This window comes from Corynebacterium minutissimum (genome assembly GCF_016889765.1).
Taxonomy (GTDB): Bacteria; Actinomycetota; Actinomycetes; order Mycobacteriales; family Mycobacteriaceae; genus Corynebacterium; species Corynebacterium minutissimum_B.
The window spans coordinates 290,739-317,113 of the sequence record NZ_CP069533.1 but is presented as its reverse complement, the minus strand read 5'-3'; the positions used below and the strand labels follow the sequence as shown (position 1 = coordinate 317,113).

Sequence of the window (26,375 nt, the reverse complement as noted above, 5' to 3'; positions counted from 1 at the left end):
TAGCATGGTGCTCGTGGATATTTGGTACGGAATCGATAACATCCCCGCGGACCTCGGGCCGACCACGGTGACGATTGGCGTCTTCGATGGTGTGCACCGCGGCCACCAGCAGCTCATTACTAGGGCCGTCGACCATGCGCGTGCCAATGACTACCGCGCAGTAATGGTGACTTTCGATCCGCACCCGGTGTCGGTTTTCCTCCCAGAACGTGCACCGCTGGCCGTGGTTACTTTTGAGCGCCGGATGCAGTTGGCTGAAGAGATGGGCATCGACGCTGTGCTCGTTGTCGACTTCACTCAGGAATTGCGCGGCGTTGAGCCCCGTCAGTACGTGGAAGACTTGCTCGTTGGCGACCTGCATTCGAAGCATATTGTGGTGGGGGAGAACTTCACTTTTGGTGCCGGGGCTGCGGGTACGGCGAGTGCTCTGGCAGAGTTTGGCGCTGAGTTCGGATTCGATGTCGATATCGTGCCGCTGCTGAACGACGACGGCGAGCGCATCTGCTCGACGAATATTCGTGCCGCACTTGATCGCGGCGATATTTCCCGCGCGAATTGGGCGTTGGGGCGCCACTTCTCGGTGACCGGTCCCGTCGTCCGCGGCGCCGGGCGTGGTGGCAAGGAGCTGGGCTTTCCGACGGCCAACCAGTACTTCCCAGAGTCCGTTGCCATTCCAGCCGATGGTGTCTACGCGGGGTGGTTTGTCATTGAGCCCACCGATGCACCGGTTGAGGGCGATATGGAGCCAGGCGTGCCCTACCCGGCAGCTATTTCTGTGGGCACGAATCCCACGTTCGGGGATGAAGAGCGCTCGGTGGAGTCCTTCGTCCTCGACCGTGATGCTGACCTATACGGGCACGAGGCCACCGCCCACTTCGTGGATCATGTACGCGACATGGAAAAATTCAGCTCTGTTGATGAGCTGCTCACCGCCATGAAGCGCGACGTCGCACGTGTGCGTGAGATTCTTGCCCAGGAGTCCTAAATGAAGATCATCCTCGACCTCGATACCGGCATCGATGACGCCTTGGCCTTGGCATATGCCCTGGCGCACCCCGACCTCGACCTCATCGGTATTACCGGAACCTATGGCAATGTGCCTGTAGAGCTTGGCGTGCGCAATGCACGTGCCCTCTTGGAGCTGCTCGGTGCTGACAACGTCCCCGTCTATACCGGGCCAACGAGGGAGGGATTCACCGTAGCGCCGATTTCCGCCTTTATCCACGGGCGCAATGGCCTCGGTGAGATCCTGCTGCCCCCGCCGCGGCGTACCGCACAGGGCGACGCTGTGGATTTCCTCATCCAATCTGTCCAGGAACATGGGGAAGAACTGGTGATTGTGCCCACGGGGCCGTCGACAAGCATTGCGGCTGCCATGCAGAAGGACCCGGATTTCGCGCGCAACGCTCGCATTGTCATGATGGGCGGAGCGCTTACCGTGCCGGGCAATGTCACTCCCTACGCGGAGGCCAACGTCTTCCAAGATCCGCAGGCCACAGATTATTTGTTCCGTCATGCACAGGACCTCACCATGGTGGGGCTCGACGTCACGCTGCGCACGCTTCTCACTACAGAACACACCGCGCAGTGGCGCACTACCCATGTAGGGCGGGTATATGCCGACATCGTGGACTATTACATCGGTGCCTATGCCACGACATCGCCGCACTTAGGTGGCTGTGGGCTCCACGACCCCCTTGCCGTAGCTGTCGCCGCTGATCCGTCGTTTGTTGAGTGCATCGATCTCAACCTTCGGTGCGAGGAGAATGGGCGCACTATCGGCGACTCCGAACGCCTCTCTGCTCCTGCTACGACTCGCGTCGCGGTCGGAGTGGATGCTCCGCGCTTCGTTGATGATTTGATGTCGAAGCTCACCAGCCTCTATACTTCTACTTTGGCTTGCTGACTGCGGTCCACAGTAGTCACTAGCAGCGCTTCATCGCGCATTATTTCATGTGGACTGAAATACAATAGGAGATTTTTCCATGGCTTTGACCACCGAGAAGAAGGCAGAAATCCTCAAGGAGTTCGGCCTGCACGAGACCGATACCGGTTCCACCGAGGCACAGGTTGCCCTGCTGACCTCCCGCATCAACAACCTGACCGAGCACCTCAAGGGCCACAAGCACGACCACCACTCCCGTCGTGGCCTGCTGCTCATGGTGGGTCGTCGTCGCGGCCTCCTGAAGTACCTGGAGTCCAACGACGTTGATCGTTACCGTGACCTGATTTCTCGTCTGGGTCTGCGTCGCTAAGCACGCACCAATTCAACCCCCGCATCCCTGCGGGGGTTTTCTTATGCCATCTGGTAAAATCCTTGGACGTTGTCAGAAATACCGAATCGAAGAGGCGGCACCGAAGATCGCCAGGACACCTCCAAGGAGAGTCACAAACATGAGCGCTAGAAACGCCAAAAACACCAAGCACACTGCCAACAACACCGTCGAGTTCGCTATCGACGATGATTATGGCATTACCGAAGCCATCGCCACCCTGGATAATGGCGACTTTGGTACCCGCACCATTCGCTTTGAGACGGGCCAGCTCGCCCGTCAGGCCGGCGGTTCCGTGACCACCTATCTGGACGAGGACACCATGCTCCTGTCCACCACCACCGCGTCCAACCAGCCACGCGAAGGTTTCGACTTCTTCCCGCTGACCGTGGACGTCGAGGAGCGCATGTACGCAGCGGGCAAGATCCCGGGCTCCTTCTTCCGCCGGGAGGGCCGCCCCTCCACTGAGGCTATCCTGGCATGCCGCCTTATTGACCGCCCGTTGCGTCCGACCTTTGTGAAGGGCCTGCGCAACGAGGTCCAGGTTGTCGTCACGGTTCTCTCAATGGACCCGGAAGAGTACTACGACGTTGTTGCCATTAATGGCGCTTCTGCCTCTACTCAGCTCTCCGGCCTGCCGGTCTCCGGTCCTGTGGGCGGTGTGCGCATGGCACTCATTGCTGATGACAAGCACCCGAAGGGCCAGTGGGTAGCCTTCCCGAACAATGAGCAGCATGAGCGCGCCCTGTTTGAGATGGTCGTTGCCGGCCGCATTGTCAAGAAGGGCAACAAGGACGATGTCGCCATCATGATGGTGGAGGCAGGCGCCGGCGTGAACGTGGCTGAACGCATTAAGGAAGGCGCTCCGGCGCCCCAGGAATCCACCGTGGCCGAGGGCTTGGAAGCTGCCAAGCCCTTCATTAAGACGCTGTGTGAGGCTCAGGCAGGTCTGGCTGAGCGCGCCGCGAAGGAGACCCAGGAGTTCCCGCTTTTCCCGGCCTACAGCGAGGATGTATACGAGGCAGTGGAGAAGGCAGCCTCCAAGAAGCTGCAGAAGCTGCTCACCATCCCGGGTAAGCAAGACCGTGATGATGCAACGAACGAGTACATGGAGCAGGTCGAAGCCGATCTCCTTGACGAGTTCGATGACCTTGAGGAAGCGGATGCCTCCAAGCAGATCCGCAACGCCTTCAACGCTGTGATGAAGGATATCGTCCGTAACAAGATTCTCACTGAGGGCTTCCGCATTGATGGTCGTGGTGTGACTGACCTGCGTGACCTCGGCGTGGAGGTGGACCTTATCCCGCGTGCCCATGGTTCCTCACTGTTTGAGCGTGGCGAGACTCAGATCCTAGGTGTCACCACCCTGGACATGCTCAAGATGGAGCAGCAGATTGACTCCCTGACCCCGGTGGAGTCCAAGCGCTACATGCACCACTACAACTTCCCGCCATACTCCACGGGTGAGACCGGCCGCGTGGGTTCCCCGAAGCGCCGCGAGATTGGTCACGGTGCCCTGGCTGAGCGTGCCTTGCTGCCGGTTATCCCGTCCCGTGAGGAGTTCCCTTACGCTATCCGCCAGGTCTCCGAGGCTTTGGGCTCCAACGGTTCAACTTCCATGGGTTCGGTGTGTGCCTCCACCTTGTCCCTGTACAACGCAGGTGTTCCGCTCAAGGCTCCGGTGGCTGGTATCGCTATGGGCCTTGTCTCCGGTGAGGTCAAGGGTAAGGAGAAGTTCGTTGCGCTGACCGATATCCTCGGCGCCGAGGACGCTTTCGGCGACATGGACTTTAAGGTCGCAGGTACCTCCGAGTTCATCACCGCTCTGCAGCTGGATACCAAGCTGGATGGCATTCCTTCGCACGTGCTTGCCGACGCTCTCGAGCAGGCCCGCGATGCCCGTTCCGCCATCCTCGAAACCATGGCTGAGGTTATCGAGGGACCGGACGAGATGTCCGGCCTTGCCCCGCGTATCACCTCGGTGACCATCCCGGTCAACAAGATTGGTGAGCTCATCGGTCCGAAGGGTAAGACCATCAACACCATTACTGAGGAAACCGGTGCTGATGTCTCTATCGAGGAGGACGGTACCGTCTACGTGTCTGCTGCTACCGGCGAGGCCGCTGAGGCTGCCATCGAGCGCGTCAACAGCATTGCCAACCCGCAGCTTCCCAAAGTAGGCGAGCGCTTCCTTGGCACCGTGGTGAAGACTGTCGCTTTCGGCGCCTTCGTATCCCTGACCCCGGGCCGCGACGGCTTGGTGCACATCTCGAAGCTGGGCGGCGATGAGCGTATCGAAAAGGTCGAAGACGTGGTCAACGTCGGCGACAAGATCCAGGTCGAAATCGCGGACATCGATAACCGCGGCAAGATTTCCCTGGTTCCGGTTGAGGAAGACTAATTCCCAAACCGCATAAGCCAGAGCCCCGCTCTCCAGCTCGTTCATGGGCTGCGAGGGCGGGGCTCTTAGCTTGTTGGGTGCTAGCTGCTAGTCCTGGAAATCAAGTACAAGTCGTTTGGGGGCCTCGAGAAATGTCACCGAGTACGGCGTCCTCTTCTGCAGACCGACGATGAATTGCGATTGTGACTCAAATGAGCTGGTGTAGACCACTTCGCTCACGATTCCAGTTCCAGGAGTAGTTCCCTGCTGAATATGCCGTTCCTCAAGCTCAGGCGTAGATGGCCAAGGAGTACCCTCGATTCCGAGGTCGAGAAAAATGTTTCCTTTTGCCTCAACCGGGTAACCGGAGGCTTGCTGAGTTGGGCTTTCCGTGTAGGTGGTAAACCAGCCCGGTTCACCGTCCCCTTCAAGATCAATGACTACGCGGGTAAACCCATCATGGGCACCTACGCGCACATTAGTTGGCGTGAGATCTCCCAGCCGTTCGGGCATGTGGTGCTGATTTTCCAGCGCTGCTGTACCCATGCCCGCAAACTGTGCTGCAGTCATCGCCTCCGAGCTGCTTTGCGCTCCCGAGTCCTTTGGGGTCACTTTGTCACTGGCTGGAGCTTCAGAAACTCGCGGACTGGATTCAACCGAACTAAAAGCAGGTGAATTTGTGGTGTGCGAACCACCATCAGAGCATGCGCTGATGATCAACGCACATCCGGCAATGATGACCCCGATGACGGTGGTCGGTCCAATAGAGCGAGTCATATTTTCCCTTCAGCTGTGACAGCAGGATCCAGCTTCCTAGACCATCATAACGAGCAGCAGCACGTGGGCATCACTGCCTAACCCCGCTGGACCCCGCGGGGCATTCTCTGGCCGGCTAGTCTCCCTAACTCTTAAAAGTTCCGCCCAAGAATCTGCGCCGACTTTTTACCGTTAGGGAGGCTTTTCTCTATCTCCCTCCGGCCCTCGGCTCCCGCGACCCTTCGTCGTTTGATTCGACGAGACGTTTTCGAGTCCTGAGCTATTGAGCAAGTTTTCGGATTGTCTTCGTCGTTTGATTCGACGACCGAGGTTGTGCGGGGGTGAGTCTTATCTTCGTCGTTTGATTCGACGGCTGGGGTTTAGAAGGGGATGTCGTCGGTGGGGTCGGTGTTCTCGCCGGTTTGAGCTTCTGTTTCTTGTGCTTGGGTTTGTTGTTGGTGGTAGTCGTCGAGGGCTTGTTTGAGTCTTTGAGCTTCTTCTCTTATGCGTGTGCGGGTGGTGGTGATGTGTTGGCCTACTGTTTGGGCCCAGCGTTTTTGTTTAGGTGCTAGGGGTCCTTCTGGTTCGGTGATGCACCAGGTGCCGTTTTGAAATAGCCAGATGATATCCCCGCTATTTGGGTCCAGAAGGTAGTGAAGAGTGCCATCGGTTTTCATGTTGTGATGCTTCTGGCACAAACACGCCAAGTTACTGGGGTGAGTGGCACCACCATCGGCATAGTTGTGCCGGTGGTCAAGCTGGGTGTGGTGGGCTGGTTCAGTGCATCCGTTGATGCGGCAGGTGCCGTCTCTGCCTTCGACTTCTTTGCGCATTCCCACACCTGGGCGATAGGAATCTGTTTCCTCACTAGGTTTTGTCAGGTCGCGTTGTTTATCGTGTGGCATGGGGGTGGCTTTCCACCCAAAGCCCTCAATATAGGTTGGGGCGTTGTCAACATCGCAGGCTCTATAAGTATTGAGGATAACGGTTGCCGGTGGGGTGATTTCACCGCTGAGAAGTTTCTTTACGGCCTCGGTAAGGCTTAGGCCTTCGTGGGCGGCGGTTTTGCGGATGAAGGCATCGAGTTTGATGCCGGTGTTCTCATCGACTCCAAGTTCAAGCCACGCTGTAGTGCCGTTGGAGTAGAACGTGTAGGTGTCTTTCGGGCGGGTGTCCCGATAGGCGATGGTGTCATCGAGTGCTTTGCATAAGTCGCGGACTTTGCGGCGAATTTGACTACGAGTAGGAAAGGCCTGGTTGGGTTTGGTGGGGGTGAAATAGTCTGCCAGCATGCCATCAATGAGCGCTAGTGTGGCAGTAGTAGGCCCGGCAAGGGCTGACATGGGTTGGTCAATAGCGATAAGGGATTCGATATCAAGCACATAGTGCTCTTCTTGCAAGGCCTTGACCTTCGGCAGGGTATCCAGGCGGTGGAGGGCTCTTAGTCCTGCTTTGATGTGTCCTTCGGTTAGTGCCCAGGTGTTGACGAGGCTGAGTGCGGTGGTGTCGATATCGTCTTCAAGTTGGGGTTTGCCACTAAGCCAGGCCTGGTAGGTGGCTTTCCTGGCAATGCTGCGGGCAACGGCGTGTGGGTTATGAGGGTTGGTAATACTAAAAAAGGCGTCCGGGCGGATGGTGGTGGTGCTCATTGGCGTATCCCCGAAAATGATCTAGTTAGAAGAAGTGTTCTACACCCAATCCTAGTGGTGTCACCGCATCAGGTCTATAGCCTGCGGGGATAAACTTCACAAATCAAGATACGTGGGGGTGTCAAGTGGCGCTTTAGGTTATGCGTTCGACTCTTGTCGAGCTGGGGATATAGGTTTTACTCATACACAACAACGGGGGTAGGTGAATGGTGTAGGCGAGGGGAGTTAGCGCCGCGTGCCCCGTTCTGAGCCCTAGATGTCGACAGGGATAGACTGGTCATGGCTAACAGAACGAACAGAGATGAAGGGATTGTGAATGACTATCAAGGTGGGTGTCCTCGGCGCTAAGGGCCGCGTGGGACAAGCAATCGTGGAGGGTGTCAACGCTGCAGAGGATCTGGAGCTTGTTGCTGAAATCGATCGCGATACTCCGCTTGAGAAGCTAGTCGAAGCTGGCGCGCAGGTAGCCGTTGACTTCACCCAGCCTGCTTCCGTTATGGGCAACCTTGAATTCTGTACTCAGCATGGCATTCACGCCGTCGTGGGGACCACGGGCTTCGACGCCGAGCGTCTGGCGCAAGTGGAGGAATGGACAAAGGGAGACGGTGCGGGCCACGTGTTGATCGCTCCGAACTTTGCTATTTCGGCTGTGCTGACCATGGTCTTCGCGGCACAAGCTGCAAAATTCTTCGACAGCGCTGAGGTGGTTGAGTATCACCACCCGAACAAGCTCGATGCGCCGTCCGGCACCGCGGTTCATACCGCACAGGGCATTGCGAAGGCTCGCAAAGAGGCTGGATTGGATGCAATGCCGGACAAGACCGAGCAGTCCCTCGACGGAGCGCGCGGCGCGGATGTTGACGGCGTCCATGTTCACGCAGTCCGTATGCAAGGAATGGTGGCGCACGAAGAGGTAATTTTCGGCACTCAAGGTCAGTCCCTGACCATCCGGCAGGACTCTTATGACCGTTCCTCTTTCACTCCAGGCGTGCTCGTGGGTGTGCGGGAAATCGCGTCCCACCCGGGGCTTACCGTGGGCCTGGAAAAGTACTTGGAGCTGTAATGGCTAAGGTCACTGAGCTTGATGTCCAGCTCATCGCGGCCACTGCTTTCCACGCGCCGCAGGGAGTGGACTGGGAGGTGGACGGGGAGGCGTCGGAAAGCGAGGCTCTTGTCGAGTTCGCTGGGCGAGCTTGTTATGAGTCCTTCGACAAGCCGAACCCACGTACTGCTTCGAACCAGGCTTATCTGCATCACATCCTCGAGGTTGGGCATCATGCGCTGCTCGAGCACGCAACCGCGACGCTGTATATCCGCGGCTTGTCGCGTTCGGCAACGCACGAGCTAGTTCGGCACCGACATTTCTCTTTTTCGCAACTCTCGCAGCGCTTTGTTCATTCTGAAGAGGCTGAAGTGGTGCTGCCGAAACTCATTGCGGAGGATGAACAACTTACCCGATTGACTCTGCAGGCAGCCGATGATGCGCGTTTCGTCTACGAAGAGCTTCTCGATGCTCTTGAATCGAAGCTCGAGCAGGAACCGAATGCATTGCTGCGCAAGAAGCAGGCACGCCAGGCCGCCCGTGCAGTGCTACCCAACCTGACGGAGTCTCGCATCGTCGTGACCGGCAACTACCGGGCGTGGCGTCACTTTATCGGCGCGCGGGCGACGGAACAGGCGGATACGGAGATGCGGCAGCTAGCGGTGGCATGTCTGAAGCTGTTGAGGAAGCAATCGCCGGTGCTTTTCGACGATTTCAATATCACCACCCTGAGCGATGGCACCGAAATGGCGTCGAGTCCTTACGCCTAAGGAGAAATTTAAGACTCGCGCAACGCCCCGATTCAGCTAATAAGGTGCAAAGCGGGTAATCTTGACGCCTATGAGCACAGGTATGACAGCACAGACAGGCGTCGACACTTTCGGACGCGTGGGCGTAGCGATGGTCACCCCGTTTGACCAGGACGGTGCGCTGGACGTGTCTGCAGGGCGTCGCCTAGCAGCTCATCTTGTTGATAACGGCGTCGACTCGCTCATCCTCTCGGGTACTACGGGTGAGTCACCTACGACGTCGTTGGATGAAAAGCTGGAGCTGTTTGCGGCTGTGAAGGAAGAGGTAGGGGACCGAGCCACCCTCTGTGCTGGTGCGGGAACCAACAACACCGCTACCAGCGTCGAGGCGGCACGCGCCTTTGCTGATGCAGGTGCGGATAGCCTTTTGGTTGTTACCCCGTACTACTCCAAGCCCTCCCAGGCTGGTGTGTACGCGCACTTCACTGCCGTGGCTAACGCCGTGGATCTTCCGATTTGTCTGTACGACATTCCTGGCCGCTCGGGCATCCCGATTGAAACGGAGACGATTCTCCGTCTCGCGGACGTGCCGAACATTCAGGCCGTCAAGGACGCTAAAGGCGACCTTGTTGCGGCCGCACCGCTTATCCAGGAGACCGGTTTGGCATGGTACTCCGGGGATGATGGCCTCAACCTGCCTTGGCTTGCCCTTGGTGCTTCAGGAGTCATTTCCGTGATTGGTCACCTTGCACCGCGCGCCCTGGCTGATCTCTACGTGGCCTTCGATGAAGGCGATATCGCACGTGCACGAGAGATTAACGCGAAAACTTTAACCCCGCTCATCCAGGCGCAAAGCCGTCTGGGCGGAGCAACTCTTGTTAAGGCTGCCCTGCGTCTGCAGGGTATTGAAGTAGGGGACCCTCGCCTTCCGGTATCCGCGGCTGACGCGGAGGAGGTTGAGGCTCTCCGCCACGATTTGGAGAAGGCTGGAGTCCTTTAAGAATGACTGAATCCCGTAACCGTTCCCGCAAGGTAACCCGCAAGGCGGGTCCGCCTGCGGAGACTGAGACCGCCTCGAATGAGGCGGCTTCGCCGGTTTTCCAAGCGCCGAATGAATCGGCTGCGACTGGCACTAATTCGAACGAGTCTGATAACTCGAATAACTCGAATTCTGAGGACGGCAACCGCCGTTCCCGCTCCCGTGGTTCCCGCGGCGGCCGTGGCCGTGGTCGCGGTGGCAATGGCGGCGCTAACAACAACGGCAACAACGGCAACAACAATGGTGGCCGCAACAACGGCCGCAACCGCAATAACAACCGTGGTCGCCGCAATGTGCCTAAATCCATGCAGGGCGCGGACCTGACCAAGCGTTTGCCGGAACCTCCGAAGCAGCAAAAGGATGCCCTGCGCATTTACGCTCTGGGTGGTATCTCTGAGATCGGTCGCAACATGACCGTCTTTGAGTACCAAGATGAACTGCTCATCATCGACTGTGGTGTGCTCTTCCCGTCCTCCGGTGAGCCAGGCGTGGATCTCATCCTGCCGGACTTTGGTCCGATTGAGAAGAAGATTCACAAGGTTAAGGCCCTCGTGGTGACCCACGCACACGAGGATCACATTGGCGCTATCCCGTGGCTTTTGAAGCTGCGCCCGGATATCCCGATCGTGGCGTCGCGCTTCACCATCGCGCTCATCGCTGCAAAGTGTAAGGAGCACCGCCAGAAGCCGAAGTTCGTTGAAGTCAACGAGAAATCTGATGTGAACTACGGCCCGTTCCGCTGCCGCTTCTGGGCAGTGAACCACTCGGTCCCGGACGCGCTTGGTGTCATGCTGGGTACCCCGGCCGGCAATATCATTCACACCGGTGATATCAAACTGGACCAGACTCCGTTGGATAACCGCCCGACTGACCTCCCGGCACTGTCGCGTTACGGCGATGAGGGCGTGGACCTCATGCTGTGTGACTCCACCAACGCCAACATCCCGGGTGTTTCTGCCTCTGAAGGTGACATTCCGGCAACCTTTAAGCGTTTGGTTTCTGGAGCCAAGCAGCGCGTGATCATCGCGTCCTTCGCGTCGAACGTGTACCGCGTGCAGGCGGCTATCGACGCCGCCGTGGCTGCCGGCCGAAAGGTCGCATTCAACGGCCGTTCCATGATGCGCAACATGGAGATCGCGGAAAAGATGGGCTTCCTCAAGGTTCCGCGCGGCACCATCATCCCGATCGATGAGGCAGCCAAGATGGCTCCGCACAAGGTTCTGCTCATCACCACGGGTACCCAGGGCGAGCCGATGGCTGCTTTGTCCCGCATGGCTCGTCGCGAGCACCGTCAGATCACGGTCCGTGATGGTGACCTCATCATCTTCTCCTCCTCCCTCATTCCGGGTAACGAGGAGGCAGTATTCGGAGTCATCAACATGCTGTCCCAGATTGGTGCTGAGGTCATCACCAATAAGGAGGCCAAGGTTCACGCCTCCGGCCACGGCTACGGTGGTGAGCTGCTGTTCCTGTACAACGCAGCACGTCCGAAGAACGCCATGCCGGTTCACGGCGAATGGCGCCACCTGCGCGCGAACAAGGAGCTCGCAATCTCCACGGGTGTTGCCCGTGATCGCGTAGTCCTTGCCCAGAATGGTGTTGTGGTTGACCTGCGCAATGGCCGCGCCGAGGTCGTCGGCCAGATCCCGGTGGGCAACCTCTACGTCGATGGTGTGTCCATGGGTGACGTCGACGCGGACACCTTGGCAGACCGCACCAACTTGGGTGCAGGAGGCGTGGTGTCGATTACCTGTGTGATCGACAACCGCACCTCGCGTCTGCTCGAGCACCCAACGGTCTCCACTACTGGTTTCTCTGATGACGACCGCGGCATCGTGCCGGAGGTCGCAGAGATGGTGGAGGATACCATGAACGATCTCGCCGCAGAGGGTGAGAACGATACCTACCGTATGGTGCAGAAGATTCGCCGCAAGGTAGCGAAGCTCATGTCTTCGAAGTACAAGCGTGAGCCGGTTATCCTGCCGACGATCGTTCCGACCAACTCGGATATCCTGTTGCCGGACGACGAAGAGGTACAAGCCTCCCGCGAGTCGCTCTAAAACAGCGACGATTGCGCCCCAGCGTTCCTGCCATCGGTAGGTATGCTGGGGCGCATGTCGTTTTCATCTGCTGAGCGCGCCAAGATGGTGGCGCTGTTTCATGAGTTAGGCCCCGACGCGCCCACGCTGTGTGAAGGGTGGACTACCCGCGACCTCGCCGCACACTTGTGGGTGCGCGAAAACCGTCTTGATGCTTCCGCTGGGCTCTTCGTGCCGGCTCTCTCTTCGCGCTTGGATAAGGCGACGGAGGAAGCGCTCAAACGCGATTATGACGAGCTGGTGGATGACTGGGGGAGTGGGGCAAGCAAACTTAACCCTTTCCGCTACGCCGACAAGCTAGTTAATTCGGCTGAGCACTTTGTGCATCACGAGGACATTCGCCGCGCGAATGGACGTACCGAAGCGCGTGAATTTTCCCATGCTGCGCAGAAAGAACTGCTTCTTACCTTGAAGACGATGGGGGCAGGGTTGCTATCACAGTCGAGTCTTCCCGTGGTACTAGAGCCGAGTGGTTTCCCGCCCATCGTGGCAGCGGATAAACATGGTGTCGCGGAGCAGGGCGACGCTGTCGTTCGTGTGCGTGGCACCGTGTCCGAAATCTTGTTGTGGGCGTTTGGACGCGATGCTGCTCACGTCGAGATTGTGGGGGAGAAGAGCGCCATCACAAGGTCAAGTCTCTAGACTGAACCCGCTGGAAATTCCGCCACACGCGTGTGGCTTATGTTGTTAATGGTGCATTTGCTACTAGAGTGGCAGACATGTCTGTCAAAAACGCTCCGTCTCGCGCTTCCGGTCGAGGTCGCGCCGCTGATCGCTCGCGGCCGTCCGGCCGAAGCAATTACTCGCTGACGTCTGCAACTCGCGCTGCTGAGACCTCCGAAGAGAGGACCGGCAGCGCCTTTCGTGCCGTAGGGCGAGGCTTAGGAACCGTTTTTGGCGCAACCGCCCGCGGAATGGGTGGCATGGCGAGAGGCGTCGGCCATGGCTTGGCTGGTTTGAAACCGGCTGATTACAGTGACCGAGACGAGAATGTCTACGACGGTGACTATGATGCCTATGACGCTTATGAAGCAGAAGCGTACGAGGATTACGACGAGTTGAGGGAGCCAGGGGCAATTTCTGGGCGCGCGAAAAACAAGAAGGCTACGAACACCACACATGAAGCAGCAGCTAAGGCAGCGTCGAAGAAGAGCAAAGTGACCCGCGCGCGCGACGTTGATGGGGACGCAGCTACCACTGTCATGGATCGCCCGACGTCAACGGAGAAGAGCATTCGCATCTCGAACCCGGATGCTGTGGCCCTAGTGCTCATCGGCATCGCCATCATCCTGGCCTGTGCCACGTGGTTCCAGGTCGCGGGCATCATCGGTGAATACCTGACCGATGCCGTGCGCTACGTCATTGGCGCGGGTGCGTATGTCCTGCCTGTGGGCCTCCTGGCGGTCGCCATCGCGCTCATGATGGATTTTTCAGGCCCTGCCGGACATTTTAAGCCGCGTGTCGTGGGCGGAACGTCGCTCATCATCGTGTGCATGCTCAGTCTGATTCATATTTTTGCTGGTCTCCCAGACCTAACGTGGAAGAATAATGCGGCCGGTGAAGCAGGCGGCGCCATTGGCTTCGGAATCGGTGAGCTGCTCGTTGCGGCTTTCTCCAGCTACGTGGCCGTGCCTCTGTTGTTCCTGCTCATCGTTTATGGAGCTCTCAATGTCACGGGCATTACCCTGCGTGAAGCCTATGACTTCGTAGCAGCGCAGTTCTCCGGCCTAGTGGATGGTATTCGTAACCGCAAGCAGGGCAGGGAAGAGGAGCTGCTTGACGACGTCCCCGAGGATGATTACGGCTACGTCACCGATGACATCGATGCGATTGCCGAGGGGCGCGAGCGCCCCGAACGCCAGTCTTATACTCCGCGTCCTCGACCGCGTCCGCGCCCGGTACAGGCCTACCCTGTAGCGGAGCCGGACGAGCATGCCACGGTGTCCTTCGATTCCGCGGCGTCCGCAAAGCCTGTGCAGAACGAGCCGGTTCAGCAAGAACCGATCCAACACGGCCGTCCGTCCTTCGACTCTGAGCGCACGGCTCAGATTGATGACACAGACGAGTTCCCTGCAGTTCCGGAACCAGAGCCTGAATCTGCTCCGGCACCGAAGCCTGCCCCCAAGAAGCGTCCGCGCGTGGATGTCGGCGGGGCGGCTGGCGCAGCGCTCGGTGCGGCGGCAGCGGGGACGTCGGCAAGCGCGGCCCAAAAGGCTGCCGCTAGCGGTGATGTCGTGTCCGACGCGCATTCCGAGGCAGTGCGCCTCTTCCAGCAGCGTTCTGGACGCGATGCAACGACCGGCGCCAAGGTAGATGAAGAGCCGCCGGTACAGCAGGAAACCCCGGCAGAACCGAGCGGTGCTGAAGACACAGCACTCGGCGGAGGCTACGACGTCCCGACGACGGACTTGCTCACTGCCGGTAAGCCAGCCAAGGCTCGTACCGAAGCCAACGACCGCATTATCGAGGCCATCACTGAGGTCTTCGAGGAATTCAAGGTCAACGCCCAGGTCACTGGCTTTAGCCGTGGACCGACAGTTACGCGCTACGAGATTGAGCTGGGCCCAGGTGTGAAAGTTTCCAAGATCACGAACCTGCAGTCCAACTTGGCTTATGCCGTGGCGACGGACAACCTGCGCCTGCTGACGCCGATTCCGGGCAAGTCCGCCGTGGGTATCGAGGTGCCGAATGCTGATCGTGAGATGGTGCGCCTGCGCGATGTGCTCGATTCCCCAGCCTTACGCGCTGACCACGACCCCATGCTCATTGGTTTGGGCAAGGATATCGAAGGCGAGTACACGTCCTTCTCCGTGAAGAAGATGCCGCACTTGCTTGTCGCCGGTGCTACTGGTTCCGGTAAATCGGCATTCGTGAATTCCATGCTCGTCTCGTTGCTCACGCGCGCGACGCCGGAAGACGTGCGCCTCATCCTCGTTGACCCGAAGATGGTGGAGCTCACGCCGTACGAGGGTATTCCGCACCTCATCACTCCGATCATTACGCAGCCGAAGAAGGCTGCGGCCGCACTGCAGTGGCTGGTGGAGGAGATGGAGCAGCGCTATATGGATATGCAGGCAGCTCGCGTGCGCAAGATCGAGGACTTCAACCGCAAGGTTCGCAGCGGCGAGTACCAGGCACCGGCTGGATCGCAGCGAGAGATGCGCCCCTACCCGTACATCGTCTGCGTTGTCGACGAGTTGGCTGACCTCATGATGACGGCTCCGAAGGAGATTGAGGATTCCATCGTCCGCATCACTCAGAAGGCGCGTGCGGCTGGCATCCACCTGGTGCTGGCGACGCAGCGTCCGTCCGTGGACGTGGTGACGGGCCTTATCAAGACCAACGTGCCCTCCCGTCTGGCGTTCGCAACCTCCTCGCTGACGGACTCCCGCGTCATCCTGGACCAGGGAGGCGCAGAGAAGCTCATTGGTATGGGCGATGGCCTCTTCATCCCGCAGGGCGGACGCCCGGTGCGTATGCAGGGTGCCTTCGTTTCCGACGACGAGGTGCAGGCGGTTGTCGACGCCGCCAAGGCTCAGGGCACCCCGAACTACACCGAGGGCGTGACGGACGACAAGACCTCCGAGGCTAAGAAGGAGATCGACGAGGAGATCGGCAAGGACATGGACGACCTCCTCGAGGCCGTCGACCTAGTGGTCACCTCCCAGCTGGGCTCGACGTCGATGCTGCAGCGCAAGTTGCGTATCGGCTTCGCCAAGGCCGGTCGCCTTATGGATCTCATGGAATCCCGCGGTGTGGTCGGCCCGTCCGAGGGCTCCAAGGCACGTGAGGTGCTAGTGAAGCCGGAGGAGCTCGACACCATCATCTGGATGATCAAGGGCGCTGATCCTGCCGAGGCTCCGAAGGAGATTCAGGACGCCGAGGCTGACGGTGAGAGTACCGAAGCGTCTAGCGACGACGACACGCGCACCGTTCAGATCAACGCCAACCCCTCTGCAGGCGCGTTCTAGATTACGTGTAGGATAGGACAAGTCTTGGAGGGGAGTACCCCACTCTTCGGCGCTGATCGTCAACACGGCAACTGCGAGACAGTTCCCGGTCGCGTCGGCTGGTAACGCCCTGTATGGAGGCTGCTAGCGGGGGAGACCTCCGGTCTTTGTAGCCACGCCGACCGGAGGGATAGGGCACTATGCACGTACCACTGTGGGTCTGGGCCATCACCATCGCTGTGATCCTGGGCTTCTTTATCTTCGATTTCTACAGTCATGTTCGTTCACCACATGAGCCGACCATTAAGGAATCCGGCGGCTGGACCCTGTTTTACATGGCGATGGCCGTCGTCTTTGGCGGCGTCGTGTGGGTGTTGTGGGATAGCGAACATGCAGCGCAGTTCTATACCGGTTGGGTAACGGAACAGGCGCTGAGTGTGGACAACCTGTTTGTCTTCTCTCTCATCATGGGTTCCTTCAAAATTCCCCGCAGGTACCAGCAGAAGGTGCTGCTCATTGGCATCGTGCTGGCGCTGATCTTCCGACTCGCCTTCATTTTGATGGGCGCGGCTATCATCGCTGCCTGGTCTGATGTCTTCTACATCTTCGCAATCTTCCTCATCTATACAGCGGTGAAGCTGCTCATTGATGAGATAAATGGCACGCCTGAGACCGATCCCAATGACATGCTGGTGGTTAAGTGGCTGCGCAAGGTGGTACACGTGACCCCGCGCTACCACGGCGACAAACTCACTCACCGAGAAGAGTCCGGTGAAAAGAAGGGCAAGTTTGCTCTGACCCCGCTCTTTGTGGCCTTGGCGGCCATCGGGCTTATCGACGTCATGTTTGCCTTCGACTCCATCCCCGCCATCTATGGCATTACGTCGGAGCCCTTCCTGGTATTCACCACCAACGCGTTTGCCCTGATGGGTCTGCGCCAGATGTTCTTCCTCATTGATGGCTTGCTGGACCGCCTTGTTTACCTGCCTTATGGCCTGGGTATTATCCTGCTCTTCATCGGCGTCAAGCTGCTGTTCCACGCCCTGCACGAAAACAACCTGCCGTTTATCAATGGTGGCGAAAACGTCAGCGCGGTTCCGGAAATTACGACTCTTACCTCACTTTTGGTCATCGTCGGAGTTCTCGGCATCACGGTGTTGCTTTCGGTGTGGAAAGACAAGCGCGATCAAGCCCAAGGTGGTGTGGTAATTTCCCACAACCACTATGACTGGGATGACTTTGGCAACAAGATTGTTCGCAACCATGAAGGCGAGCTCGTTGGCAAGGCGGACGAGCTTCCTAAGTCTGAGCTGCCCTAATGAGGCGTGTCAGCCAAGACCGACGCTCCAGGTAAGACCGACTCGACGTGGGACCTAGAAGGAATTAATGACTGGGTTCCACTCGCGGAAGGCTCGGCCGGTGACCGCGCCTTCCGTGTAGAAGGGATCCTGGTCCATGAGCTCGATGACCTGAGCTACCTCGATGGACTCATCTTCAAATTGGAGCACGATGAGTGCGCCACCCTTGGAATCGGTGAACGGGCCGGAACCACAGATTTGGCCCTTCTCGTGCAACGCGCCGATGAACTCGCGGTGCTGAGGTCGGGTCTGGGCGATGATCGGGTTCTTGGGGTTGTACTCATAGGACACTGCGAAATACTTCATGTAGTCCATGCTAGTGCGCCCCGCATACGCGAGAAGGCGGTTAAGCGTGTGGGGGAGGCCGTGATACCTCGATTGTGACGATGTGGCACTGAGTACGAGGTGCTCACGGTAGGATGATGGGCGTGAAGAATTCCCAGGATGCGCAAAACCAATCTCATGCCACGGATGTTAACCCCGAGGTATCCAATTGGAACCTGCCTAACATCCTGACGAGTGTGCGTATCCTTTTCATCCCGCTCTTCGTGTGGCTCGTGCTTGGCGGGCACGACTGGTGGGCCTTCGGCTGTTTCGTGCTTCTTATGATCACGGACAAGCTGGACGGTGATATTGCGCGGTCGCGGGGTCTTGTCACCAACTTTGGAAAGATCGCTGATCCCATTGCGGATAAGGCGCTCATGACCGCGGCCTTTGTGTGCCTCAACATCATTGGCGTGTTGCCGGTGTGGGTGACCGTTCTGATTCTTGTTCGTGAGTTTGGCATTACGATCTGGCGCTTCGTCCTGCTGCGTCAAGGTAAGGTCGTGCCGGCTTCCCAAGGCGGAAAGCTCAAGACGGCACTGCAGACATTGGCGGTAGCACTCTACCTGTGCCCGCTGCCCAGCTGGATGGACCTCCCCAGCTTTATCGTTATGATTGCCGCTGTCATCGTCACCGTCGTCACAGGTATTCAGTACCTCGTCGACGGCTACAAAGAAAACAAGGCAGGGCAAGCCAATGGGCGTTGAGAGCGACCTTGTCGCAATACTTCGCGAACGCGGGGAGACAGTGGCGTTCTGTGAGTCCCTCACTGCCGGTCTCGCAGCGGCGAGTGTAGCTAGCGTGCCTGGGGCGTCTGCAGTTTTGCGCGGCGGGTTGGTCACGTATGCCACTGAGGTGAAGGCGCACTTCCTTCACACGTCGGTAGACCGCCTCGAAGAACAGGGAGTTGTCTCCGCAGACACGGCCGTGGAGATGGCACACGCAGCGTGTATGGAAACCGGCGCTGACTGGGGCATCGGGCTTACCGGCGTGGCTGGGCCAGACCTGCAGGAGGGAAAACCTGCGGGGACGGTGTATGTGGGGCTGTACCGGAGGGACGTCGTTAAGCGCGGCGTTCTCATCGAACTCGATGAGGGGGAAAGAAACGCCATTCGTTCGGCCGCCGTGGAGTCGGCCTTGAGCCTGCTTCTATCAACTATTCAAGAAAAGTAGGCGATTTTGGGAACAAGATGAGGCGCTCGGCCGTTATACCGAGTGATGAACACTTCAGTTGCACTTCTTGAAAAACCCACTCCGGCAGTAGCGCGGACCGCAGAGCGAGCTCCAGAGCCGCTTCTTCGTGAGGCGCTGGGGTTGACGCTGCGAGCCTTCCGTGCAGATAAAGGCGTGACCTTGCGTGAACTCGCAGGTGTGGCACGTGTGTCCCCGGGGTACCTTTCGGAGTTGGAGCGCGGACGCAAAGAGGTTTCCTCTGAGCTTCTGGCATCGGTGTGCCATGCGCTCGATGTCAGCGTGTCTGATGTCCTCATTGAGGCAGCCGGATACATGGCATTGCCGTCGATGGATGAAGAGCTAGCCTCCACTGCGCCGGCTGCATCGGAACTTTAAGTCCAATCCCACATCTGGATTTAATCGGCGACGCATTTCCATTGGCTTCGCTACTATTGGGCGGGTAGAACATCCACTCGGTGAGTGGCGTAAATTATCAACGTGAACATTCCTAACTGCTGAGAAAGGCATCTTCTGTCATGGCGAACCCATTCGTAAAGGCGTGGAAGTACTTGATGGCTCTCTTCGATTCCAAGATTGAGGAGAACGCGGATCCGAAGGTACAGATCGAGCAGGCCATCGAAGAAGCGCAGCGTCAGCACCAAGAGCTGTCCCAGCAGGCAGCTGCGGTCATTGGTAACCAGCGTCAGCTGGAGATGCAGCTCAACCGTCGCTTGAGCGAAATTGAGAAGCTGCAGCAGAATACCCGCAATGCCCTGAACCTCGCGGACAAGGCCCGCGCTGAGGGCGATGTACAGAAGGCTACGGAGTACGAGAATGCCGCTGAGGCTTTCGCCGCCCAGCTCGTGACTGCAGAACAGTCCGTGGAAGACACGAAGAAGCTGCACGATCAGGCACTGCAGCAGGCAGATCAGGCTAAGAAGGCAGTCGAGCGCAATGGCATGGCCTTGCGTGAGAAGGTCAATGAGCGCTCGAAGCTGCTGTCCCAGCTGGAGCAGGCCAAGATGCAGGAGAAGGTGTCCGAGTCGCTGAACTCGATGAACGAGCTTACTGCTAACGGCAATTCTCCGTCCCTCGATGCCGTGCGCGACAAGATCGAGCGCCGTTACTCCAAGGCGCTGGGCCAGGCAGAGCTGGCTGAGAACTCCGTATCTAACCGCATGCAGGAAATCGAGCAGGCAGGTGTGCAACTTGCTGGCCACTCGCGCCTCGAGCAGATTCGCGCAGAGATGAATAACACCAAGGCTGTGGAGGGCAACTCTCAGCAGGCTATTGGTGCGGGTGAGAACAACGCCCAGCCGAGCGCGGCCGATGATGCTGTCCAGGCCCGCCTGCGTGAGCTGCGTGGCGAGTAAGAGCTGAGATTTTCTAGTCGCCGACGCCGCGTGCGTGAAGGGCCTCGCCCATAGCGCGGGCGCGGCGAATAGAACGAATGATAACCGGGGTACCGAATGCGGTCAGTGAGGCCGTGGCACCCCGGGCTTTTCGTGCGTCAAGTACTTCGAGGACAGTGCCAAGCATGAGTGGCAGGAGGCGGATGGTGAGAGACATTGCCAGCGTGATGTTCTCTACGGGCACACCCAGTTTGCCAAGAGGTGCGAGAGCGCGGTCGAAGGAATCCATCATCTCCGAAACCTTCGTGGTGAGGGTGAGCAGCACGGCCGCAGTGACGGCCGCATAGATCGTAAGAAACATGATCGCTGCCGAGGTGAGATCTTTTTGCCACCACTGAAAAGCCGCGAGCGCAACCAATAAATAGAGCGGGGGAGCGAGCTGACCTACTGCCACCCGGAGGGGGATACGAGCGACGGGGAAGAACACAAGAGGAATAGCAAGGCTTAAGGCTGCCCACGCAACCGTCTTCACTGCTAACGAGGTGACGAGGATGAAGGCGATAAGGGTAAGGAACTTCACCGCAGCAGGGATGCGGTGAATAATCGTGTCTGCGTCGACATAAAAGCCGAGTGGGATGTTCTTGGGCATGATCCTAGAGCGGGCGTGAGGCCATGAGATTGGTGTAAAAGGGGATGACCTCATCGGGAGGGCCATCAGCGGCGATGTGATGATTATCGATGCATAGCACGCGGTCGAAGTCTGAGAGAAAGTCCAGGTCGTGGGTTACCACAATCAGTTGCTGTTGAAGGCTGTTGAATTCGCGGCGAATGCGGTCGCGGTTACGTAAATCCAGCAATGTCGTGGGTTCATCGGCAATGATGACGGTGGGTTCCATGACGAGGACGGCAGCGAGGGCGAGCAGCTGCTTTTGTCCGCCCGACAGCGTATGGGGAGATTGGTCAGACAGTGGGGTCAATCCAAAGCGATCAAGTACAGCATCAACCCGCGCAGCTCGTTCCTCTTTGGATAACTTGAGCCTGCGCAGCGAAAAATCCACGTCATCCCGTACATTGGGCATGACGATTTGGTTCTCTGCATCAGAGAAGACGAAGCCCACCTTGCGGCGAACGTCTTTGCCGTGCTTGGCGACGTCCACCCCGTCCACCAGCACGCTGCCTTCCGTAGGCTCCCCGAGGCCATTGATGAGGCGAACGAGGGTAGATTTGCCGCCGCCATTGGCGCCGATGATGCCGATACGCTGCTCGTTTAACGTCATCGAAACGCTATCAAGGACCTTCTTATCGTCGAAGGAAACGGAGACGTTGTGAAAATCAATCTGAGGCACGGCGGCAGCTTAGTTCTGGGTGTGTGGCTGTGGTTTCTGAGCACGACGCCCCATGAGATCCGGGAAAGCCGCGTGGACACCGGACGCAATGGCGACCACGACGGCCACCTTGATGAGGTCTGGGACGATGAAAGGTCCCTGGGCCACAATTGCGGCACCAAAGGACATATCAGAGCGAACCATGAGACCGAGGCTGCCGCAGAGATACTGGATAGCAAGGCCAATGATGCCGGCGATAGCGAGCGTGAGCATCATGCCGCCTTTATTCCGCGGTGCGCGGTAGGCGATGAGTCCCGCGATGGCGGGGGCAATGATGTAGCCGATAAGGTATCCCACAGTTGGGCCAGCGATGGCGCTGAGCGCGCTGCGGCCACCGGCCAAGATTGGTAGGCCCACAAGGCCGAGGGCCATAAAGAGGAGGCCTACGAAGAAGCCACGGCGACCTCCTAGGACGAGGCCGGCAAGAATAATCACGGCGTTTTGGATGACGATCGGCACGCCCGTGGTTGGGGTGGGGATAGACACAAACGCGAAAACGATGATGAGTGCGGTAAAGACTGCGACGTAAGCGATGTCGAGAGCGACAGAATTCTTTTTCATGGGCCAAAGTTTATCTAGTAGGAGAAGTTAGCAGCAAATGGACTGTTTTGAACACTGTTCAAGCTTGACTTTTGGCCGACGAAACTACCCCATATGGGGTACTCTTCGGGCATGAATAAATTACGGGCAAGCAAGGCAGTGTGCGGCGGTGCAGTCATCGTGGTGGTTTCCGCTGTGATGTCGGGGTGTTCGCTTATCAACTCTGCAAACGTGATCGAGAATATCGATGCGGCTGCAGGCGTTGCCGACGGTGAAGTGGGAGAAGTCACGATGCCTGTCGGTGATATCTTCGATACCCAGTATCAGCGCGTGATTTTTATTTGCTCAGGTGCCACTGAATCCGATGTTGATGAAGCGAGTGGCGGAACCTGGCAGGGAGGCTCTGATGAAGATGATGAGTGGTATCCACCATCCCGTGGCACCGTGGAGATTTATCGCGACACTGAAGGCTCGGGATTTTCCAAGTATGTCACCACTTTCGCTCCCGAAGACGATCTTGACGTGTGTCGAAACATGGGCGGTGTTGTTGCCGTGCTGCCGGCAAGCGAAGAAGTGACCTTTGTGCGCTCCGAACAGGATGGCCCCTGGGTGAAGCAATAGTAGTTCGACATGCCAGGGATGAGAGTCGCAAATCGAACACTTGTGTGTGTATTGTGTGAGGGGAGTCCGCTAGGGGCGTTAGAGTACCGTCGTGGTGTGAAACAAAAGCGAAACCGCAGTTGTTGACAAACCTGGGAACCGAAGCCTCTGTGCGGCAGTCTAAATTGGTGGCTCCCGCGTCAGCGGCACGAAAACCACACTAAAAATCAGCTATCACACCAGTTATCGCTCATCGTAAAACACTCGACAAAGTAGTGAGGAAGTAAATGGCTACGAAGAAGAAGTCCTCGGCAGCAAGCAAGGGTGACGATCGTCAGAAAGCCCTTGACGCCGCAATGTCCATGATTGAAAAGGATTTCGGCAAGGGCGCTGTTATGCGCTTGGGCGACGATGACCGCCCGCCAATCCGGGCTATTTCTTCCGGTAACACTGCCATCGATATTGCCTTGGGTGTGGGAGGATTCCCGCGCGGACGAATCGTGGAGATTTATGGTCCTGAGTCCTCTGGTAAAACCACGGTGGCTCTGCACGCTATTGCCTCCGCACAAAAGGAAGGCGGTATCGCGGCTTTCATCGATGCTGAGCACGCCCTCGATCCTGAGTATGCACGTCTGTTGGGTGTGGATACAGACAACCTGTTGGTTTCTCAGCCGGACACGGGTGAACAGGCACTGGAAATTGCGGACATGCTCGTGCGTTCCGGCGCTATTGACATCATCGTCATTGACTCCGTAGCAGCACTGACGCCGAAGGCGGAGATCGAGGGCGAGATGGGTGACAGCCATGTGGGCTTGCAGGCTCGCCTGATGTCCCAAGCACTGCGCAAGATGACCGGTGCACTGTACAACTCTGGGACGACCGCCATCTTCATTAACCAGCTGCGTGAGAAGATTGGCGTGATGTTCGGCTCGCCGGAGACCACCACCGGTGGCAAGGCGCTGAAGTTCTACGCCTCTGTGCGCTGCGACATTCGCCGCATTCAGACTCTGAAGGATGGTCAAGACGCCATTGGTAACCGCACCAAACTGAAGATCGTGAAGAACAAGGTTTCCCCGCCGTTTAAGATTGCGGAATTCGACATCATGTATGGCGAAGGTATTTCACGCGAATCCTCCATCATTGATCTGGGCGTCGAGCACGGTTTCATCAAGAAGTCTGGTTCGTGGTTCACCTATGAAGGCGACCAACTGGGCCAAGGCAAGGAGAAGGCCCGCAATTTCCTGAAGGAGAACCCAGACTTGGCGGATGAGATTGAGAAGAAGATCTTCGTCAAGCTTGGCGTGGGGTCCGCTGCTGCTGAGGCTGGGGATGACGTAGCCATGGATGTTCCTGGCGCAGATGATCCGCTGACTGATGAGTCCGTCGGCTTGGTTCCGAACGTCGACTTCGACGACGACTAAGCCGCGTCGGAGATGGTCCAACCCTCACTGGAGAAGATAGAGAAGCTGCGCCAAGCACTCGAAGACTATGAATCGGGTGCTGCGGGCGGACAGCTCATTGATGCCGAGGCCGAGGAGGCAAAGGCCTCAGTGCGCTCCCGAGCACTACGGCTTCTTGACCAGCGGGCGCGTTCGCGCGAAGAACTACGCGAACGCCTCCTTGCGGCAGAGTTCGAGCCGGATGTTATCGATGCGGTCCTTGATGATCTTGCGGGTGTGGGCCTTATTAATGACGAGAGCTTCGCACGCGAGTGGGTACGTCAACGGCATGTGCGTCGTGGTAAATCTGCACGCGCCTTGAACATGGAGCTCAAGGATAAAGGCGTCGATGCTGCTGACCGTGCGGTGGCTTTGGAACACATCACCGAGGAATCGGAAGAAGCAATTGCCCGCAAGGTGGCGGAGAAGAAGGCGCGGACGCTCAAGAAGGTGCCTGCGGACCGGCATGAGCGCGAAAAGTTCCTCAGACGAATAGTGGGGACGCTGGCACGCCGCGGCTACAGCCACAGCCTGACGATGCGGATATCCATCGAGGCGTTGGATGCCCGCATCGCTGAACTGACCTGAGCCGCACCCCGCTAACTGCTGTAGAACAACAGGTTTACTCGGCGGGGTTGCGGATTTCCGTGTAACCCTTCGAGTGCCAGTCCACGTTGACGTTGTCCTTGGTATCGAGGCCTTGGTCCGGCTGCTCAGGGACCTTCGCCACAATGTTTTTGCGGGCACGACCAGCGCGCAGCTGGCGCTCGATGCGCTCGGCCAGAAGGCTGAGCCCCCAGTTGATGAGAATCATGATGATGGCGACGACAACGAGCGAGGCTAGGTAGTTCTTGTTATAGGACGCCGATTGGATACCGGAGCGCACCACCTCGACGTAGCCAATCTGGTAGCCCAAGGCAGAGTCCTTGAGCGCGATGATCATCTGCGAAATCAATGCCGGCAGCATAGCGGCCACGGCCTGCGGGAGCAGGATGGTGAACATCGTTTGGTTGTGCGAAAGGCCTAGTGCGCGGGCAGCCTCCGTTTGGCCCTTGGGCAGGGACTTAATGCCCGAGCGAAGAATCTCTGCCACCACCGAGCCGTTGTACAGAGTCAGGGCAAAGACTACGGCGCTGAATGCTAGGTGCTTAGACGGCACGACGTCGTAAATGGCAGAAAGCTGGTAGGCAAAAATCATGAGCAACAGCACGGGAATGGCGCGGAAGAATTCGACGACCACACCACACACAGTGCGGATGATGACGTTTTCACTCAAGCGGCCGAGCCCGAAAATCACGCCGAAGATGATGGCGAAAATGATCGAGGCCACTGCGGAGAAGATAGTTCCTCGTAAGCCAGGGATAAGGTACGTCGTCCACGTCTGACTATTGAGAAACGGGGACCATAACTCGGACGCGAGCTGGCCACGCTCATGCAGGGTGGACAGCACCCAATAAAGAACCGCTGCAGAAAGTACGAAGGTGATAATGGTGTAGATGAGGTTGCGACGCTTGCCTTTGGGACCAGGGGCGTCGTAAAGCACTGTTGCACGTACAGACATTATTTCTTCACCGCCAGAGTCTCAGAAAGCTTGCCCAGCCCCAGTCCCATGGGCAGGGTGAGGAGGATAAAGCCGACCGCGAAGATGAAGAAGATGAGGAACAGCTGGCTCGCATGCATCTCAATCGTGGACTTCATGAGCAGTGACGCTTCGGCTACGCCAATCACTGAGGCGATAGTTGTGTTCTTAGTGAGCGCGATAAGCGTGTTGCCCAGTGGGACAATCGCTGCGCGGACCGCTTGCGGGAAAATGATGGTGCTGAACGTCTGTGTAAAGCTTAGGCCCAATGAACGAGCTGCCTCAGCCTGACCAAAGTCCACGGTGTTGATGCCGGAGCGCAGCGACTCCGCTACGAAAGCTGAGGTGTAGAGGATGAAGCCCAAGATGGCGAGGCGGAAGTTATTGTCCACAAGGAATGTCGAAGAATCCCTACTTGCCAGCGCTAAGCCCAGGTTTTGGTAAAGACCAAAAGAACAGAACAGAATAATGAGCGTGAGTGGGGTATTGCGCACCATTGTGATGTATGTAGTGGCAATCCACCGCAAAATGCTGACCGGGGAGACACGCATTGCGGTGAGAATGGTGCCCAGAATCATCGCGCCAATGGCGGACCAGAAAGTCAGTTGGATGGTGAGCCAAAAGGCCGGCCAAAGATTAGGGCCAAGAGCAGCCCACATGGAGTCCATAAGATTCTCCTAGGAATACG

At 57.9% G+C, this 26,375-nt stretch carries 26 protein-coding genes; 18 read left to right on the top strand and 8 right to left on the bottom strand.

The window, feature by feature from the left end:
* The first annotated feature begins 4 nt into the window (after positions 1-4).
* The 4 genes from I6J26_RS01460 (at position 5) to I6J26_RS01445 (ending at position 4,674) form a co-directional block, all read left to right on the top strand.
* Positions 5-985 carry a bifunctional riboflavin kinase/FAD synthetase gene (locus I6J26_RS01460; protein WP_115022609.1) on the top strand — a complete coding sequence of 327 codons (981 nt, stop codon included), beginning with the start codon at positions 5-7 and terminating at the stop codon, positions 983-985.
* Entirely contained in the window at positions 986-1,906 is a 921-nt protein-coding gene (locus I6J26_RS01455) for a nucleoside hydrolase (RefSeq protein ID WP_115022607.1), read from the top strand. It abuts the gene before it with no gap.
* Between the two features lie 79 nt (positions 1,907-1,985).
* Positions 1,986-2,255: a 30S ribosomal protein S15 gene (rpsO, locus tag I6J26_RS01450; RefSeq protein ID WP_039675855.1), complete on the top strand. Its 270-nt coding sequence runs from the start codon at positions 1,986-1,988 to the stop codon at positions 2,253-2,255.
* A gap of 139 nt (positions 2,256-2,394) precedes the next feature.
* Positions 2,395-4,674, top strand: a complete 2,280-nt coding sequence (locus I6J26_RS01445; protein ID WP_115022604.1) for a polyribonucleotide nucleotidyltransferase — start codon at positions 2,395-2,397, stop codon at positions 4,672-4,674.
* Positions 4,675-4,761: 87 nt separating this feature from the next.
* Here I6J26_RS01445 and I6J26_RS01440 read toward each other — a convergent pair whose 3' ends face one another.
* Positions 4,762-5,430 (bottom strand): AMIN-like domain-containing (lipo)protein, encoded by a 669-nt coding sequence (locus tag I6J26_RS01440; RefSeq protein ID WP_115022602.1) that lies wholly within the window; start codon positions 5,428-5,430, stop codon positions 4,762-4,764.
* Between the two features lie 359 nt (positions 5,431-5,789).
* Positions 5,790-7,058: an HNH endonuclease signature motif containing protein gene (locus I6J26_RS01435; RefSeq protein ID WP_115022599.1), complete on the bottom strand. Its 1,269-nt coding sequence runs from the start codon at positions 7,056-7,058 to the stop codon at positions 5,790-5,792.
* 316 nt (positions 7,059-7,374) lie between these two features.
* On the opposite strand from I6J26_RS01435, the gene dapB reads away from it, so the two are divergent.
* The 7 genes from dapB (at position 7,375) to I6J26_RS01400 (ending at position 17,256) form a co-directional block, all read left to right on the top strand.
* Positions 7,375-8,121 carry a 4-hydroxy-tetrahydrodipicolinate reductase gene (dapB, locus tag I6J26_RS01430; RefSeq protein ID WP_115022596.1) on the top strand — a complete coding sequence of 249 codons (747 nt, stop codon included), beginning with the start codon at positions 7,375-7,377 and terminating at the stop codon, positions 8,119-8,121.
* Positions 8,121-8,870 (top strand): FAD-dependent thymidylate synthase, encoded by a 750-nt coding sequence (gene thyX, locus I6J26_RS01425; RefSeq protein WP_115022593.1) that lies wholly within the window; start codon positions 8,121-8,123, stop codon positions 8,868-8,870. Before dapB ends, thyX begins: the two co-directional genes overlap by 1 nt.
* A 70-nt stretch (positions 8,871-8,940) precedes the next feature.
* The gene (gene dapA / locus I6J26_RS01420) at positions 8,941-9,849 is read left to right on the top strand and encodes a 4-hydroxy-tetrahydrodipicolinate synthase (RefSeq protein ID WP_115022591.1); all 909 of its coding nucleotides are present in this window, start codon (positions 8,941-8,943) and stop codon (positions 9,847-9,849) included.
* A 2-nt stretch (positions 9,850-9,851) separates the two neighbouring features.
* A complete protein-coding gene (locus I6J26_RS01415; protein ID WP_181815377.1) occupies positions 9,852-11,948 on the top strand; it encodes a ribonuclease J in 2,097 nt (698 codons plus the stop codon).
* Between the two features lie 42 nt (positions 11,949-11,990).
* Complete coding sequence (locus tag I6J26_RS01410) at positions 11,991-12,629, top strand: TIGR03085 family metal-binding protein (RefSeq protein WP_115022589.1); 639 nt, start codon at positions 11,991-11,993, stop codon at positions 12,627-12,629.
* 77 nt (positions 12,630-12,706) lie between these two features.
* A complete protein-coding gene (locus I6J26_RS01405) occupies positions 12,707-15,958 on the top strand; it encodes a DNA translocase FtsK (protein ID WP_115022586.1) in 3,252 nt (1,083 codons plus the stop codon).
* A 179-nt stretch (positions 15,959-16,137) separates the two neighbouring features.
* A complete protein-coding gene (locus tag I6J26_RS01400; protein WP_115022584.1) occupies positions 16,138-17,256 on the top strand; it encodes a TerC family protein in 1,119 nt (372 codons plus the stop codon).
* 54 nt (positions 17,257-17,310) lie between these two features.
* Here the strand turns inward: I6J26_RS01400 and I6J26_RS01395 are convergent, their stop codons facing one another.
* Positions 17,311-17,601, bottom strand: a complete 291-nt coding sequence (locus tag I6J26_RS01395) for a YciI family protein (protein ID WP_115022582.1) — start codon at positions 17,599-17,601, stop codon at positions 17,311-17,313.
* Between the two features lie 116 nt (positions 17,602-17,717).
* Here I6J26_RS01395 and pgsA point away from each other — a divergent pair, with 116 nt between their 5' ends.
* From pgsA to I6J26_RS01375, 4 genes are all read left to right on the top strand, one after another.
* Positions 17,718-18,326 carry a CDP-diacylglycerol--glycerol-3-phosphate 3-phosphatidyltransferase gene (gene pgsA / locus I6J26_RS01390; protein WP_181815458.1) on the top strand — a complete coding sequence of 203 codons (609 nt, stop codon included), beginning with the start codon at positions 17,718-17,720 and terminating at the stop codon, positions 18,324-18,326.
* The gene (locus I6J26_RS01385) at positions 18,316-18,792 is read left to right on the top strand and encodes a CinA family protein (protein WP_115022577.1); all 477 of its coding nucleotides are present in this window, start codon (positions 18,316-18,318) and stop codon (positions 18,790-18,792) included. The genes pgsA and I6J26_RS01385 overlap by 11 nt, the downstream gene beginning before the upstream one ends.
* 45 nt (positions 18,793-18,837) lie before the next feature.
* On the top strand, positions 18,838-19,188 hold the full coding sequence (locus tag I6J26_RS01380) for a helix-turn-helix domain-containing protein (protein WP_039675834.1): 351 nt from the start codon (positions 18,838-18,840) through the stop codon (positions 19,186-19,188).
* A gap of 140 nt (positions 19,189-19,328) precedes the next feature.
* Positions 19,329-20,165: a PspA/IM30 family protein gene (locus I6J26_RS01375; RefSeq protein WP_115022574.1), complete on the top strand. Its 837-nt coding sequence runs from the start codon at positions 19,329-19,331 to the stop codon at positions 20,163-20,165.
* Positions 20,166-20,178: 13 nt separating this feature from the next.
* Here I6J26_RS01375 and I6J26_RS01370 read toward each other — a convergent pair whose 3' ends face one another.
* From I6J26_RS01370 to I6J26_RS01360, 3 genes are read right to left on the bottom strand one after another with little or no spacing between them, the layout of a single operon-like run.
* Entirely contained in the window at positions 20,179-20,793 is a 615-nt protein-coding gene (locus I6J26_RS01370; RefSeq protein ID WP_115022572.1) for an energy-coupling factor transporter transmembrane component T family protein, read from the bottom strand.
* A 4-nt stretch (positions 20,794-20,797) separates the two neighbouring features.
* Positions 20,798-21,490, bottom strand: coding sequence for an energy-coupling factor ABC transporter ATP-binding protein (locus tag I6J26_RS01365; protein WP_115022569.1), 693 nt, complete (start codon positions 21,488-21,490; stop codon positions 20,798-20,800).
* A 9-nt stretch (positions 21,491-21,499) separates the two neighbouring features.
* On the bottom strand, positions 21,500-22,090 hold the full coding sequence (locus tag I6J26_RS01360; protein ID WP_115022566.1) for a biotin transporter BioY: 591 nt from the start codon (positions 22,088-22,090) through the stop codon (positions 21,500-21,502).
* 111 nt (positions 22,091-22,201) lie between these two features.
* On the opposite strand from I6J26_RS01360, the gene I6J26_RS01355 reads away from it, so the two are divergent.
* The 3 genes from I6J26_RS01355 to recX all read left to right on the top strand — a co-directional run bounded on the left by I6J26_RS01355 (position 22,202) and on the right by recX (position 24,696).
* Positions 22,202-22,690 (top strand): hypothetical protein, encoded by a 489-nt coding sequence (locus I6J26_RS01355; protein ID WP_147279338.1) that lies wholly within the window; start codon positions 22,202-22,204, stop codon positions 22,688-22,690.
* A gap of 266 nt (positions 22,691-22,956) precedes the next feature.
* On the top strand, positions 22,957-24,090 hold the full coding sequence (gene recA / locus I6J26_RS01350; RefSeq protein WP_115022561.1) for a recombinase RecA: 1,134 nt from the start codon (positions 22,957-22,959) through the stop codon (positions 24,088-24,090).
* A gap of 12 nt (positions 24,091-24,102) precedes the next feature.
* Positions 24,103-24,696 carry a recombination regulator RecX gene (gene recX, locus I6J26_RS01345; protein WP_115022559.1) on the top strand — a complete coding sequence of 198 codons (594 nt, stop codon included), beginning with the start codon at positions 24,103-24,105 and terminating at the stop codon, positions 24,694-24,696.
* 34 nt (positions 24,697-24,730) lie between these two features.
* Here recX and I6J26_RS01340 read toward each other — a convergent pair whose 3' ends face one another.
* A complete protein-coding gene (locus I6J26_RS01340) occupies positions 24,731-25,669 on the bottom strand; it encodes an amino acid ABC transporter permease (RefSeq protein WP_115022558.1) in 939 nt (312 codons plus the stop codon).
* Entirely contained in the window at positions 25,669-26,355 is a 687-nt protein-coding gene (gene gluC, locus I6J26_RS01335; RefSeq protein WP_115022556.1) for a glutamate ABC transporter permease GluC, read from the bottom strand. The genes I6J26_RS01340 and gluC overlap by 1 nt, the downstream gene beginning before the upstream one ends.
* Positions 26,356-26,375 lie beyond the last annotated feature (20 nt).

What these genes read in the sequence shown, in the direction of transcription:
- I6J26_RS01460 (WP_115022609.1), top strand. Translation starts at nt 5, where the DNA reads ATGGTGCTCGTGGATATTTGGTACGGAATCGATAACATCCCCGCGGAC.
- I6J26_RS01455 (WP_115022607.1), top strand. Translation starts at nt 986, where the DNA reads ATGAAGATCATCCTCGACCTCGATACCGGCATCGATGACGCCTTGGCC.
- rpsO (WP_039675855.1), top strand. Translation starts at nt 1,986, where the DNA reads ATGGCTTTGACCACCGAGAAGAAGGCAGAAATCCTCAAGGAGTTCGGC.
- I6J26_RS01445 (WP_115022604.1), top strand. Translation starts at nt 2,395, where the DNA reads ATGAGCGCTAGAAACGCCAAAAACACCAAGCACACTGCCAACAACACC.
- I6J26_RS01440 (WP_115022602.1), bottom strand. Translation starts at nt 5,430, where the DNA reads ATGACTCGCTCTATTGGACCGACCACCGTCATCGGGGTCATCATTGCC.
- I6J26_RS01435 (WP_115022599.1), bottom strand. Translation starts at nt 7,058, where the DNA reads ATGAGCACCACCACCATCCGCCCGGACGCCTTTTTTAGTATTACCAAC.
- dapB (WP_115022596.1), top strand. Translation starts at nt 7,375, where the DNA reads ATGACTATCAAGGTGGGTGTCCTCGGCGCTAAGGGCCGCGTGGGACAA.
- thyX (WP_115022593.1), top strand. Translation starts at nt 8,121, where the DNA reads ATGGCTAAGGTCACTGAGCTTGATGTCCAGCTCATCGCGGCCACTGCT.
- dapA (WP_115022591.1), top strand. Translation starts at nt 8,941, where the DNA reads ATGAGCACAGGTATGACAGCACAGACAGGCGTCGACACTTTCGGACGC.
- I6J26_RS01415 (WP_181815377.1), top strand. Translation starts at nt 9,852, where the DNA reads ATGACTGAATCCCGTAACCGTTCCCGCAAGGTAACCCGCAAGGCGGGT.
- I6J26_RS01410 (WP_115022589.1), top strand. Translation starts at nt 11,991, where the DNA reads ATGCTGGGGCGCATGTCGTTTTCATCTGCTGAGCGCGCCAAGATGGTG.
- I6J26_RS01405 (WP_115022586.1), top strand. Translation starts at nt 12,707, where the DNA reads ATGTCTGTCAAAAACGCTCCGTCTCGCGCTTCCGGTCGAGGTCGCGCC.
- I6J26_RS01400 (WP_115022584.1), top strand. Translation starts at nt 16,138, where the DNA reads ATGCACGTACCACTGTGGGTCTGGGCCATCACCATCGCTGTGATCCTG.
- I6J26_RS01395 (WP_115022582.1), bottom strand. Translation starts at nt 17,601, where the DNA reads ATGAAGTATTTCGCAGTGTCCTATGAGTACAACCCCAAGAACCCGATC.
- pgsA (WP_181815458.1), top strand. Translation starts at nt 17,718, where the DNA reads ATGGGCGTGAAGAATTCCCAGGATGCGCAAAACCAATCTCATGCCACG.
- I6J26_RS01385 (WP_115022577.1), top strand. Translation starts at nt 18,316, where the DNA reads ATGGGCGTTGAGAGCGACCTTGTCGCAATACTTCGCGAACGCGGGGAG.
- I6J26_RS01380 (WP_039675834.1), top strand. Translation starts at nt 18,838, where the DNA reads ATGAACACTTCAGTTGCACTTCTTGAAAAACCCACTCCGGCAGTAGCG.
- I6J26_RS01375 (WP_115022574.1), top strand. Translation starts at nt 19,329, where the DNA reads ATGGCGAACCCATTCGTAAAGGCGTGGAAGTACTTGATGGCTCTCTTC.
- I6J26_RS01370 (WP_115022572.1), bottom strand. Translation starts at nt 20,793, where the DNA reads ATGCCCAAGAACATCCCACTCGGCTTTTATGTCGACGCAGACACGATT.
- I6J26_RS01360 (WP_115022566.1), bottom strand. Translation starts at nt 22,090, where the DNA reads ATGAAAAAGAATTCTGTCGCTCTCGACATCGCTTACGTCGCAGTCTTT.
- I6J26_RS01355 (WP_147279338.1), top strand. Translation starts at nt 22,202, where the DNA reads ATGAATAAATTACGGGCAAGCAAGGCAGTGTGCGGCGGTGCAGTCATC.
- recA (WP_115022561.1), top strand. Translation starts at nt 22,957, where the DNA reads ATGGCTACGAAGAAGAAGTCCTCGGCAGCAAGCAAGGGTGACGATCGT.
- recX (WP_115022559.1), top strand. Translation starts at nt 24,103, where the DNA reads ATGGTCCAACCCTCACTGGAGAAGATAGAGAAGCTGCGCCAAGCACTC.
- I6J26_RS01340 (WP_115022558.1), bottom strand. Translation starts at nt 25,669, where the DNA reads ATGTCTGTACGTGCAACAGTGCTTTACGACGCCCCTGGTCCCAAAGGC.
- gluC (WP_115022556.1), bottom strand. Translation starts at nt 26,355, where the DNA reads ATGGACTCCATGTGGGCTGCTCTTGGCCCTAATCTTTGGCCGGCCTTT.